The organism is Rheinheimera sp. 1928-s (assembly GCF_029269265.1).
GTDB lineage: Bacteria > Pseudomonadota > Gammaproteobacteria > Enterobacterales > Alteromonadaceae > Pararheinheimera.
The window spans coordinates 124,478-137,726 of record NZ_JARIXP010000002.1; the positions used below are offsets into that span (position 1 = coordinate 124,478).

General features: G+C 46.6%; 13 protein-coding genes. 2 read left to right on the forward strand and 11 right to left on the reverse strand.

Annotated features, from left to right (window positions below; genetic code table 11):
• Nucleotides 1-14: 14 nt before the first annotated feature.
• A complete protein-coding gene (locus tag P3C17_RS05480) occupies nt 15-725 on the forward strand; it encodes an SDR family oxidoreductase (RefSeq protein WP_300928467.1) in 711 nt (236 codons plus the stop codon).
• A 107-nt stretch (nt 726-832) separates the two neighbouring features.
• Nucleotides 833-1,366, forward strand: coding sequence for a dihydrofolate reductase family protein (locus P3C17_RS05485; protein ID WP_300928468.1), 534 nt, complete (start codon nt 833-835; stop codon nt 1,364-1,366).
• A gap of 224 nt (nt 1,367-1,590) precedes the next feature.
• Here the strand turns inward: P3C17_RS05485 and P3C17_RS05490 are convergent, their stop codons facing one another.
• From P3C17_RS05490 to fdx, 11 genes are all read right to left on the reverse strand, one after another.
• Entirely contained in the window at nt 1,591-2,301 is a 711-nt protein-coding gene (locus tag P3C17_RS05490; RefSeq protein WP_300928469.1) for a hypothetical protein, read from the reverse strand.
• A gap of 223 nt (nt 2,302-2,524) precedes the next feature.
• Entirely contained in the window at nt 2,525-3,997 is a 1,473-nt protein-coding gene (der, locus tag P3C17_RS05495; RefSeq protein ID WP_300928470.1) for a ribosome biogenesis GTPase Der, read from the reverse strand.
• A gap of 185 nt (nt 3,998-4,182) precedes the next feature.
• Nucleotides 4,183-5,367, reverse strand: coding sequence for an outer membrane protein assembly factor BamB (gene bamB / locus P3C17_RS05500; protein ID WP_300928471.1), 1,185 nt, complete (start codon nt 5,365-5,367; stop codon nt 4,183-4,185).
• A 9-nt stretch (nt 5,368-5,376) separates the two neighbouring features.
• Nucleotides 5,377-6,015 (reverse strand): tetratricopeptide repeat protein, encoded by a 639-nt coding sequence (locus tag P3C17_RS05505; RefSeq protein WP_300928472.1) that lies wholly within the window; start codon nt 6,013-6,015, stop codon nt 5,377-5,379.
• 68 nt (nt 6,016-6,083) lie between these two features.
• Entirely contained in the window at nt 6,084-7,358 is a 1,275-nt protein-coding gene (hisS, locus tag P3C17_RS05510; protein ID WP_300928473.1) for a histidine--tRNA ligase, read from the reverse strand.
• A gap of 44 nt (nt 7,359-7,402) precedes the next feature.
• Complete coding sequence (gene ispG, locus P3C17_RS05515; protein WP_008900502.1) at nt 7,403-8,518, reverse strand: flavodoxin-dependent (E)-4-hydroxy-3-methylbut-2-enyl-diphosphate synthase; 1,116 nt, start codon at nt 8,516-8,518, stop codon at nt 7,403-7,405.
• Nucleotides 8,518-9,618 (reverse strand): RodZ domain-containing protein, encoded by a 1,101-nt coding sequence (locus P3C17_RS05520; protein WP_300928474.1) that lies wholly within the window; start codon nt 9,616-9,618, stop codon nt 8,518-8,520. The genes ispG and P3C17_RS05520 overlap by 1 nt, the downstream gene beginning before the upstream one ends.
• Entirely contained in the window at nt 9,615-11,015 is a 1,401-nt protein-coding gene (gene pilW / locus P3C17_RS05525; RefSeq protein ID WP_300928475.1) for a type IV pilus biogenesis/stability protein PilW, read from the reverse strand. Before pilW ends, P3C17_RS05520 begins: the two co-directional genes overlap by 4 nt.
• A 23-nt stretch (nt 11,016-11,038) precedes the next feature.
• A complete protein-coding gene (locus P3C17_RS05530) occupies nt 11,039-12,163 on the reverse strand; it encodes a bifunctional tRNA (adenosine(37)-C2)-methyltransferase TrmG/ribosomal RNA large subunit methyltransferase RlmN (protein WP_127025622.1) in 1,125 nt (374 codons plus the stop codon).
• A gap of 132 nt (nt 12,164-12,295) precedes the next feature.
• Nucleotides 12,296-12,727 (reverse strand): nucleoside-diphosphate kinase, encoded by a 432-nt coding sequence (gene ndk / locus P3C17_RS05535; RefSeq protein ID WP_233081643.1) that lies wholly within the window; start codon nt 12,725-12,727, stop codon nt 12,296-12,298.
• 183 nt (nt 12,728-12,910) lie between these two features.
• Entirely contained in the window at nt 12,911-13,249 is a 339-nt protein-coding gene (fdx, locus tag P3C17_RS05540; RefSeq protein WP_008900497.1) for an ISC system 2Fe-2S type ferredoxin, read from the reverse strand.

The following is a 13,249-nucleotide window of genomic DNA, read 5'->3' on the forward strand; positions in this document are numbered from 1 at the left end:
GCGAGGCAAATGCGATGAAACTTGAAAATGCAGTGGTATTGGTAACAGGTGCTAACCGTGGTTTAGGTTTAGCTTTTGCAAAAGAAGCACTGGCCCGTGGCGCTCGTAAAGTGTATGCCGCAGCACGCAACCCGGACAGCATCACACTGGAAGGTGTTATTCCGATGAAACTAGATGTGACTAACAAAGACGATATAGCAAAGTTGGTTGAACAATGTTCAGATCTTACCTTGTTAATCAATAACGCTGGTGTAGCCGAACTTGGCGCCATGCTAGCCGACGATGCTGAAACCATGATGCGCCGTCAGTTGGAAACTAACCTCTATGGCCCACTGCGTTTAACTCAGAGTTTTGCGCCTGTACTGGCGAACAACGGCGGTGGTGGCATTATCAATGTGTTGTCGATTGCCAGCTGGATCACAGGCCCATTATTGGCCACCTACTCCGTAACTAAATCTGCAGCCTGGTCTATGACCAATGCGGTGCGTCAGGAACTGGCGGCTCAACAGACTCAGGTATTGGGTTTGCACGTAGGTTTTATCGACACAGATTTAACCAAAGGTTTAGACGTGCCTAAAGTATCAGCGGAACAAGTGGTGAATCGTACTTTTGATGGTTTAGAGCAAGGTGCCGATCAGGTACTGGCCGATGAACCTACTCAAATGATTCATCAGGCGCTGTCTTCAGCCCCACAAGTGTATTTGCACGCACTGCCAGGACATTAATGCTAACAAAATCCCCAGGGCGAACTACAAGTTTTTACTGTTCGCCGGGGGTGTTTTCTGTTCTGATAATTGCTGCTGTAACTTGTAATTTAAAGGGCGGAAAACCAATGAAAGTAAAAGTATTTATAGCCACCAGCCTGGACGGTTTTATCGCTAAAAAAGATGGCGACATTCAGTGGTTAACTTCTGCCACAGACTCAACAGACGATCATGGCTACAGCGCTTTTATGTCTGGCATTGATCTGATTCTGATGGGCCGGGCCACCTTTGAAAAAGTGCTGAGTTTTGGTATTGAATGGCCCTATCCAATTAAAACCATAGTGTTGAGCCATCAGCTAAGCTCCGCTGATTTACCGCCTGAACTACAAGACAAAGTAGAGATCCGTCAGGGCGCTATGGTTGATATTCTTCATCAGCTTAAGCAGCAAGGTTATAAAGCTGTTTATCTGGATGGCGGCAATATCATCCAACAAAGCCTGCGCCATAACCTGGTGGATGAATTGACGCTCACCCGTATACCGGTGCTGATAGGTGAAGGTATACCGCTGTTTGGTACTTTGGCTGCAGATCTGAAACTACAACATTTGGAAACCAGGGTGTACCAGAGTGGTTTTGTGCAGAGCAGGTATGGTTGCAGATAAGCGGGAGCTGAAATAAATCCAGCGTACATCGCAAAACCTGACCCCAGCCTTTAGTTGCTATTAGCTACATGTTTTACTTTAAAGCTTTCGCCTTTGGCGAGATACTTTCTTTGGCTTCGCCAAAAGACAAATATCCAAAGAAAAGGCGACCCCAAGTCGCAGCGAAAGTCCGGCCCAATGGGGATTTGGTGCCAGTAGTTGGTATGACTTTTTAGATCTTTGGCTCAACTTTCTTTCTGTAATGTCGATGGGTCTACTATTGACTCTGGGCCTGAATCATTGTCGCTATAAAACCATCCATCTTCCTCACTCCGAGCTAGAGATTCGGAATATTCATTGAGTTCATATTCCAGCTCTTCATAAAATTCTAAATGATCATCTTGCTCGCTTTCGTCGTCAATATACGTTTTGATTGGTTGAAGGACTCTTGTGGTTAAAACGCCTGCAGACTTTAACGGAGCGCTATCAATCTGTGCAGCTGGAGTCAAATTTAACTTCGCCTGCGTGATTCTCCTATGCCCCTTCCCTTCTACATTAAAGAGACGCCCTTCTCTTCGTACAACGATATCTGAGTACCCATCAGCCAGCATCTCTTTAGCATACTGTGCAGCTGCTTTGAAGGAATCAAAATGCTTAGCTGTGATCTCTGTGGTAGCTACTAAACGGATATTCTCGGCCGGTTTTATAGGCGCATTAGGGACTGACTGTTGATCTATGTCCTTTTCCCAATTCACAGGGGCATTTTTCTGATTCAGAAAGAACACGATTAAACCAAATACTATGGTTGAGAAGACCAGAATTTTCGGGATGGCATTATCAATGCAGTGACTTTGAAAGCAGGCGTTATAGAAAAAAACCTGATTCAAGAACATCAAAGCGGAAAAAACAAAAAAGAATCCAAAAATGTAAACGATAATTCTAGCAAAAGCTTCCATACCTAAATGTCCTTGTTTAGTTTAAACGTCGTAATAATATGCATCAAAGCGTGAGCTGTAACACAACTTAGCAGACCGTGTTTCGCAGGGATAGCGAAACACGAGCCTACATGGATGTATTCACGGCGTGTCTGCGTGTTGAGTTACAACTCCGCAGCAACCAGACTTGATATAAAAAATACGCCACAAACAACAAGGCCAGCTTTCGCTGGCCTTGTAAAACTTACTTCTTATTCACCAGATTCGCTCTGGCTTTTAAGATCCGGTCCCGTTTGTACTGCTGATTAGGCGTCAACATACTACGTTTGCCGGCAAATGGGTTTTCGCCTTCGCGGAATTCAATCCGCACTGGGGTGCCCATCATCTGTAAAGATTTACGGAAATAGTTCATCAGATAACGTTTGTACGAATCTGGCAGGTCGTCTACCTGGGTACCATGAATAACGATAAGAGGCGGATTGTAACCACCGGCGTGAGCGTATTTCAGCTTCACACGACGGCCTTTCACCATAGGTGGCTGGTGATCTTCCACCGCCATTTTCATAATACGGGTTAAAAGCGCTGTACTGACACGACGGGTCGCCGAGTCGAAGGCTTCTTCTACCGATTCAAATAAGTTACCTACACCAGAGCCGTGTAATGCCGAGATAAAATGCAGGCGGGCAAAGTCGATAAAACCTAAACGTCTGTCGAGTTCACGTTTTACATCTTCTTTGACGCGCTCGTCCAGGCCATCCCATTTATTGACAGCCAGTACCAATGAGCGACCAGCGTTCAGCACAAAACCTAAAATACTTAAGTCCTGATCGGAAATACCTAAACGGGCATCCAGCACTAAAATCACCACGTTGGCATCTTCAATAGCTTGCAGAGTTTTAATGACGGAGAACTTTTCGACCATATCGTCAATTTTGCCACGACGACGCACACCAGCTGTATCAATCAGGGTGTATTCGCGCTCACCACGGGTCATAGGGATATAAATCGAATCCCGTGTTGTGCCTGGCATATCGAATACCACAACACGCTCTTCACCTAAAATACGATTGGTTAAAGTAGATTTACCGACGTTTGGACGACCCACTATGGCCAGCTTAATATGCTGATCCTTAGCCTGGGTAATATCCTCTTCGCTTTCTTCTTCCAAGTCTTCAGGTAACTCTTCGCCGCTTTCAATAGCAGCAATGCGCTGTTGTTGCTGTTCGGATAACATAGGCAATAACGCATGTTGCAGTAAAGACAACACACCACGGCCATGCACTGCAGCTATAGGATAAACTTCACCTTGTGCCAGACTGTAAAAGTCAGCAGTTGCTGTATCAGCATCCAGGCCATCGGTTTTATTGGCAACCAAAAACACCTTTTTATTGATACGACGTAAATGCTGCGCTATCGCATCATCAGCTACAGTAGCGCCAGCACGGGCGTCCACCATAAACAGCACTATGTCAGCTTCATCTATCGCTTTGAGTGACTGCTCGGCCATTTCTACTTCAATGCCTTGCTCATTGCCGTCTATACCACCGGTATCGACCACAATAAATTCGTAACCTTCGTATTTGACTGAACCGTATTTACGGTCGCGCGTCAGGCCCGGGAAATCTGCCACTAAGGCGTCGCGGGTGCGGGTCAAACGGTTAAATAATGTTGATTTTCCAACGTTGGCTCTGCCAACCAAAGCCACTACAGGTAACATGGTTTTACCTCAAATAAAATTACTATGTATCCTTGTGGATACCGCAGGCCAACTGGCCTTCTTACTCTGTGACGCCAGACTTTTCAGTCATGGCAGCTACGTAAATCACTAAACTTTATTAAACAACAAGGCCGGAGGCGATGATTTATCGGCTCCGACCTTGTCTTCTTCCATACTCAGCTGGTTTAAGGTAAGCGTATTAAACTTAGCTCACCATCCCGGGTTTGGATCACTAATTCATCGGCTGAGCTGATGCCCTGAGTGTAAAAACCGGAACCATAGGATTCCTGAGCAACAAATTCACCGGTATTTTTATCTAACCAGAATAAGTTACCTTCCACATCACCCACAGTCAGATAGTCTTTATAAACTGCCGGGCCTGTCAGGAAATGTTTATGCAAACCTGTTTGCGCCCATTGCTCAGAGCCATTGCGACGGTCAACAGCAAAAATCTTACCTACACTGTCAACCAGATAAATAGTATTGCCTTCAATCACCATATCGCGGAAGCTGGCGTATTCACGTTTCCACATTACCCGGCCCGTGCGCAGTTCTAACGCGACCAATTCACCGTTAAAGGCGATGGCGTAAATAGTACCTTCGGCTACGATAGGAGTGGCATCAACATCGACCATACGGGATAAATCGGTTGCACCTTTTGGCACAGCAATGGCAGCGTCCCATGCTAATACACCTTTGTCGGCGATCAACACTGCAACCTTGCCTGCACCGCTACCCAAAATAACGCCACCATTAGCGACCACTGGCTCGCTGGTACCACGCAAACTTAATACTGCATTTTCCTGCTCGTACATCCAGCGCTGTTCACCTGTATCCGGATGCAACGCAAAGATATAACCAGCCGATGTATTGACCAGTACATAACCTTCGCCCGCTGCAGGCCTGGCAATCACTTCACCTTTGACTTTAACCCGCCATACCAGTTCGCCAGTTTCAGGGTTTAACGCCACCACATCGCCGTTTTCAGTGCCTACAAAGATTTTATCGTAGCCAGCACTAATACCGCCCGATACACGTGCTGTTTCTGAATTCCAAAACTTCAGTCCATCCAGAAAGCTGCCTGTACCTTCGTCGCGCACATCAAAAGTCCACAGACGTTTGCCAGACTCTTTGTCGAAGCCCATCACTAAACCAGCACGGCTGGCTGCAAAAACTTTATCTTTGTAGATTAATGGGCGCAGTGCTGAATCATAATGTTCAACACCATTACCAACAGATGCACTCCAAATTTCTTCGGGTTCAATTTTGTTGTTAATTTCCGGATAAACCAATTCTTCTTTGGAAGAACAAGCTGCCAAAGTCGTCAACAACACCAGCATTAAGCCGATACGGGACCTGAATAACTTCACTCTTACACCTTAAGCAGCAGTTACGTGCGCCAGTTCGTCTAATTTCACTTTCAGAATTGGATTCTGAGCATCTTGAGTTGCTGCAACAGCAGCCTGGTAAGCAGTTTTAGCTTTCGCCAGCTCACCTGAATTTTGCAGCACATCACCTGTCAGTTCTTGCTGTTGTGCTTTAAAAGCTTCCGGTACTGCTAAAGCCAAAGTAGCTAAAGCAGCAGGATAGTCTTTTTGTTCATTTTGTACACGAGCCAGACGCAGCTGCGCCAGAGCTTTAATTTCTGGTTGAGTTGCAGTCGTGACTACCCAGTTCAGCTGTTTGGCTGCACTAGCATAATCTTCTTTAGCTACAGCTTCTTTGGCAGCCACAAAAGCAGCCAGCAGAGCGTAAGAAGAGTCACTGTTTTTATCAACAAAAGTCTGGAATTGCGCCAACAACTCAGGGTTATCCGCTGCGGTTTGTTGCTGCTCCAGTAACTGGGTATAAGCGCTTGAAGCCGCCATAGTACTTTCCAGTTGCTGGTCCTGGAAATAACGCCAGCCGTACAAACCACCTAAACCCAACACTACACCAGCGATAATGGCGGTGCCGTTTTCTTTCCAAAAGCGCTTAATAGCTTCGACTTGTTGTTCTTCGCTGTTGTAAATTTCCATCTTCGATCCCTTTAAACCAGCGACTTTAGATACAGCCGCTTTATTCAGTCAATTTAATAGTTTGCAGCTTAAGACAGCTGTTTTAAGTAGTCGCTCAATTCAGTCAATTTAATATTTTGTTGTGGCTTATCTTCTCTAAGCCATTTCAGCGTAATTTCGCCTTGTTCCAGTTCAGTTTCGCCTAATAACAGACCAAGGCTGGCCCCAGACTTATCTGCTTTTTTAAATTGTTTCTTTAAGTTGCCGCCACCGGAATGCGTCATTAAGCGCAGTTCAGGTAAATCATTACGCAGGGCTTCGGCAATAGAAACTGCGGCAAGTTCCGCTGCATCCCCTAAGGCCATCAGATAAATATCAGTTTGAGCCTGGGCTTTTGGCAATAACTCTAAGGTTTGCAGCAATAATACCAGTCGCTCCATGCCTAAGGCAAAACCAACTGCAGGAGTGGCTTTACCACCCAATTGCTCGACTAAACCATCGTAGCGACCACCGGCACAAACAGTACCTTGTGAACCTAAGCTGCTGGTCACCCACTCAAACACAGTTTTGTTGTAATAATCCAGGCCGCGTACTAAACGTGGATTGATCACAAAGTCTACGCCAGCGGCTTTTAAACGCTTTTGCAGGCCATCAAAATCTGCTTTGGATTCATCGTCTAAATAATCCAAAAGTTGGGGGGCTTTACCCAACATGTCCTGCATCACCGGATTTTTGCTATCCAGCACCCGCAGTGGATTGCTGTGCATACGGCGTAAGCTGTCTTCATCCAGCAGCTCTTTGTGTTGCTCTAAATAAGCCACTAAAGCAGCGCGGTAATCAGCGCGGGCCTGATTAGAACCTAAAGAGTTCAGCTCCAGAGTCACATGGGCAGATAAACCTAAGCTTTTCCACAAACGAGCACTGAGTAAAATCACTTCAGCGTCAATGTCCGGGCCTGCCATACCAAAAGCTTCTAAACCAAACTGGTGGAATTGGCGGTAACGGCCTTTTTGCGGGCGCTCATGACGAAACATAGGCCCCATATACCACAGGCGTTGTTCCTGGTTGTACAACAAACCATTTTGATTAGCTGCACGCACACAGACTGCAGTGCCTTCAGGGCGCAAGGTCAGGCTGTCACCATTGCGATCGGCAAAGGTATACATTTCTTTTTCAACGATGTCGGTCACTTCGCCGATAGAACGCTTAAACAGCTCGGTCATTTCGACTATAGGAAAACGAATTTCCTCATAGCCATAGTTGCGCACTGTTTTACGTAAAATCTGTTCCACATACTGCCATGCCGGGGTATCCGCAGGTAAGCAGTCGTTCATGCCACGAATGGCCTGGATATCTTTTGACACGGGTTTTATCTCTTTATCCTAAGCGGATGATGCAGCGAAGCTACTCAATCCAGCTGTTTAATTTCAATCAGTCGTTTTTGCTCTGCCAGATACAATCGGATCTGAGCTTCTAATTGCTCTGCGACAGTGTTGTTATCAATGCGTAATTTCTGCCGCTGACCTTTGAGGTAAAACCCACTCATACGGTTAGCCCCTGCAACCCCTAAATCGGAGATCAAGGCTTCACCAGGGCCATTGACGACACAACCAATGACGGACACTGTGACTGGGTCGATAATATCTTCCAGTCGCTGTTCCAGTTCATTCATGGTTTTGATCACATCAAATTCCTGACGGGAACAACTTGGGCAGGCAATAAAGTTAACGCCGCGGGAACGAATGCGCAGTGATTTTAAAATATCAAAACCCACTTTCACTTCTTCCACCGGATCGGCCGCAAGTGAAATACGCAAGGTATCGCCTATGCCTTCAGACAACAGCATGCCAAGACCAATAGCAGATTTCACTGAACCAGCACGAGCACCACCTGCTTCAGTAATACCTAAATGCAGCGGTTGTTTAATTTGTTTTGCCAGTAGACGATAAGCACCTACAGCCAAAAACACATCGGAGGCTTTGACACTGACTTTAAACTGGTCGAAGTTCAGTCTGTCCAAAATTTCGACATGACGCATGGCTGATTCCACCAGCGCTTCTGGTGTAGGTTCGCCATACTTTTCCTGCAAATCTGCTTCCAGCGAACCGCCATTGACCCCAATACGGATAGGAATATTTTTATCGCGGGCCGCTTCAACCACAGAACGAATACGGTCTTCACGACCTATATTACCCGGGTTAATGCGCAAACAGTCGACACCGTACTCAGCCACTTTCAGGGCGATACGGTAGTCAAAATGAATATCGGCCACCAAGGGAATAGGCGATTGCTGTTTGATCAGCTTAAAGGCTTCTGCCGCTTCCATGGTGGGCACAGACACCCGTACTAAATCAGCGCCAGCTTTTGCTATCGCATGAATTTGTGCCACTGTGGCTGCAACATCTGTGGTTTTGGTATTGGTCATCGACTGTACGGCAATAGGGGCATCACCACCTATCAGTACATTACCCACTTTAATCTGGGTGGACTGACGTCTTTTAATAGGATTTTCTGCGTAACTCATCAGTTTTGTCCGAGGGTTAACCGGGCGACCCGACCTGTTGGATAACCAGACAGATCGATGGCTTCGCCATTAAAGCTAAGAGTGGCTGCTGCTGCATTGCCTAATAAAACTTTGACTGGTGCTACGCCACGCACATTTAGCTCTTCACCAGCTTGTCTGCTGCCAAATACCAAACGTTTACCAGTAGCGTCCACCACATCAACCCAACATTCTGCAGTTAATGACAAGCTGATGCTGGCATTGGCTGCAGCGTCTGTGGTTGCTGTGGTTTGAGATTCTGTGATGGCTGTAACCGGAACATCCACTGCAGGAATATCTGTGGTTGTTACTTCAGGCGCTGGCGACACAGTTGAAGTGTCAGATTGCGACGCTTCAGTTTGTGGTACAGCAACTGGAGGTGGTACTTGTGGATCAGTCTCAACAGGAGCTGGAGCAGCTACTTGCTCTTGCACAGGCAACACTGGTGCATCTGTGGCAACAGTAGCTTGTGGCTGAGTACTGAGTGCTGAAGTTTCTGTTGATGTTGGCGAATGATCCAGTTGAGTGACCGGAATTGAATTGTCTGTCTGCGTAGTTGGAGTTGGCTGATAAACTTCGCTTTGTGTCGGCTGCGCTTCTTCGCTGGCCAACATAGTTTCATCTGTTTGCGCCATAGGCAAGGCTGTGCCTGATGCCGAGCTGCCAAAACGACTTTGCCAGAACCCGACGACCAATAACACCACAAACACAAAAATGACAAAATAAGTAACCCAAATAAAGCGGTTCTCTGTCGCTTCTTTGGCGGTACGCTTAGAGAAACTGCGGGTCAGGCTTGGGATCTGGTGTAAACCTTTGGAGTTACTGCTGTACGCCTCCAGCACTTGTTGGGCTGGTATCTTCAGTAACTTGGCATAAGAGCGTAAATAACCCCGGACAAAAGTTGAGGACAGCTTGGCATCCACCTGATCCAGTTCAAGATCATCAATCAGGCTTTTACTTAAATTCAGTTGCTGTGCCACTTGCGCTACGGTCAGATTTTGTTGCTCTCTGGCCTGGCGTAGGGTTTGTCCTGCGCTTAAAGTTTGTCCTGCGCTACTGGGCTGCGTTAATTCAGTCGTCATAATTCTAATTGTGCCGGATCTTTTAAGTAGATAAATTGCCCAGCCCGTATCGGGCTTTGCTCAGTTAAGTTGTTCCATTGCAGCAGGCTGGTTAGTTTCACCCTGTAACGCATCGATATCCGGAATAAGGTGTCGCCATACTGGATTTGATAACGTTCTGGTACTTCAATTTGTGGTTCGATCTGCCGGGGTGCTTGTTGTCCAATCCACAGGACCTGGCCCTTGACTATAGGCTGATTATCACGCAAAGAGTTCCAGCTGATTATATCGCTAATAGTAACACTGTAACGCTCTGCTATGCCATACAAGGTTTCATCTTGTTGCACTTCGTGTTGCTTAACCTCTGTAGCAGCCGCAGCTTCTGTCACTTCAGGCTGATGATCGGACCCAGCAGATGCTGCCGCAGGTTCTGTTAGGGTTAAGTTTTCAACTTCAGGCAAAGGTTCTGCAACAGTTGCAGCGCTGAGTTGAGCTTCATCGCTTTGCTGCGCCACAGCTGCTGGAGGCTTTTTACGGGTGATTTTAATTTTGGGTTGCACCACTCCTGCTTTGATTTGTTCCGCAGGTTGTTGCAGCAACTGCTGCTTATAGTCTTGTCTGAGCAAGCGGAATTCAGACTGATTCAACTTGCCCTGGCTAAAGAGCAGGGTTTCCTGACTTTGTGGATAGGTGGTCAGCAATAACTGCTCTGCCGTTTGCATCCGACTGTAGTCTTGTTGTTCCTGCGCTATCAGATAGCCGAGCAACACCGAACGTGGCGAAATTTGCGATGCACTTTGCATTCGATCAAGCAGCACCTGAGCTGCTGGCAAATCGGCCATGGCATAATTGACCGAAGCTAAGTTAAACAAAGCGCTGGGACGGCTGGCATTGTGTTTAATGGATAAATCCAGGTAGGTTTTGGCCTGAATAAAGTCTTTTTGCTCTAAGCGGCACAAGGCGATGTTTTCGTAACTGTCAGCAGCGCGGATATAACCAGGGCGGCTTATCGCCTGCAACAGTAACTGCTCGGCTTGATCATACTTACCGCGCTGGCATAAAAAAGCGCCGTAGTTGTTATAAGAGTCAGCGTTGTTGGGTTCAAGTTCTATGGCTGTTTTGTAGGAGTTTTCTGCGTCTTCGAACTCCGCGACCTGCTGATAATAATAAGCCAGGGCGTTATGCACTTCAGCCAGTTCAGGCGCTAAAGTTTTGGCCTTTTCCAGATTAAACTTGGCCTGGGCATTATCACCCCGTTGCAGGTAGTTAATGCCAAGCGCTATGCGGGTACGGGCGGCTTCCTTTTGGTCCATCTTAGGACGGATTTGCCGGTCACTGCCCACTACTGTGGTTTCAGTGACACAAGCCGCTAACTGTAAACTGAAAACAACACAAGCCAGGAGCCTGAGTTTTTGCATAGGAATACCAGTTGAATGGAGTGTTACACCATTTTTACTGAAATCTCCTGACCTTTCATCTGTTTTTTTTCTAAACGCTTGGTACGGTCAATTACATCACCCACCAACTGACCACAAGCAGCGTCAATATCATCACCACGAGTCTTACGCACCATCACTGTATAACCATGTTCCTGCAGCACTTTATTAAAGCGGTCGATGCGGGAATTACTGGAACGTTTGTACGGTGAACCAGGGTACGGGTTGAACGGGATCAGGTTCACTTTAGATGGTGTGCCTTTCAGGGCATGCGCCAGTTCATGCGCCTGTTCCATGCTGTCGTTGACGCCATCGAGCATCACGTATTCAACTGTAACTTTATCGTTGGCCCGTGAATCTGTGACATAACGCTTCGCCGCAGCCAGGAATTCTTCCATAGGGTATTTTTTATTGACCGGCACTAACTCATCACGCAGCGTGTTATTCGGTGCATGTAATGAAATCGCCAAGGCCACATCGATACGCTCTTTCAGCATATCTAAGGCTGGTACTACACCTGAGGTACTTAAAGTGACACGGCGTTTGGATAAACCAAAACCAAAGTCTTCCAGCATCAGCTCCATGGCTGGCACTACGTTGTTCAGATTCAGCAAAGGCTCGCCCATGCCCATCATCACCACGTTGGTCACTGGTTTTTCGCCTGTATCGCCGTAGCTGCCGATGATCTGAGCTACACGCCATACCTGGCCAATAATTTCAGACACTTTTAAATTGCGGTTAAAACCCTGCTGGGCAGTAGAACAAAAGGTACATTCTAAAGCACAGCCAACTTGCGAAGACACACATAAAGTACGGCGGTCTTTTTCCGGGATCCAGACAGTTTCCACTTCCTGACCACCAGCCAACCCCATCACAAACTTGATAGTGCCGTCGGCGCTGTCCTGACGCGTTACCACTACAGGCGCTGCAATCACGGCTTTTTCTTTTAATTTGTCACGCAACTTCTTGTTGATGTTGGTCATTTTATCAAAGTCGTCGATGCAGAAATGGTAGATCCATTTCATCACCTGATCGGCTCTGAAGCCTGCTTCACCAATAGAGACAAAAAACTCCTTCATCTGGGTACGGGTCAGATCAAGCAGATTGACTTTGTTTTCTGTTTGGCTCATTTGGGCTTTCCTCACAACATAGATAGATAAAAAATAGGACAGTTTAAATAGATAGAAAGGGAGCTAAGCTCCCTTTTACTAACTATCGTCCCTGTGGATCAGTTTGTTAAATCAAACTTTTCCTAAACACTCTTAACGAGTGCGGGCACACAGTTCAGCTTCAGTGAAGAAGAACGCGATTTCACGGGCAGCAGAAGCAGCAGCGTCTGAACCGTGAACAGCGTTTTCGTCAATGCTTGCAGCGTAGTCAGCACGTAAAGTACCGGCAGCAGCATCTTTAGGGTTAGTAGCACCCATGATTTCACGGTTTTTACGAACAGCGTCTTCGCCTTCTAAAACCTGAACCATCACTGGGCCAGAGGTCATGAAAGATACTAAAGCGTTGAAAAATGGACGCTCTTTGTGCTCACCGTAGAAGCCTTCAGCCTGTTCACGGCTTAAGTGCAGCATTTTGGCAGCAACAATACGTAAACCTGCAGACTCAAAACGGTGATAGATAGCGCCGATGTGGTTCTTCGCTACTGCATCTGGTTTTACGATTGAAAAAGTACGTTCTAAAGCCATGACAGACTCCTGTAATCAAAAGGGTGAATAAATTTAAGGCCGCGAATTATACGCTAACGAAAATAAAAAACCTATTTTTTCTAAATAGAGCGGATAAAGCTTTTATTTCGTGATCAAAACCAGTGCTGCAACTATAAAAAAAAGCAGCTCGAAGCTGCTTATTTTTTTATAACAAGGTCAGAATTAATGCCCTTCGCTGACCATATTGACTGTGTATTTAGGGATTTCGACTGTTAAATCTTCGTCCGCTATACGGGCCTGACAACCTAAACGTGAGTCCGGTTCTAAACCCCAAGCTTTATCCAGCATATCGTCTTCCAGCTCGTCACTTGGATTCAGAGAGCGGAAGCCTTCACGCACTATGACGTGGCAGGTGGTGCAGGCACAGGATTTCTCGCAGGCATGTTCAATGGAAATACCACAACGTAAAGCGACATCCAGCACAGTTTCACCTGTTTGGGCTTCGACTGCTACGCCTTCTGGGCACAATTGTGCATGGGGTAAAAAGATGATTTGTGGCAT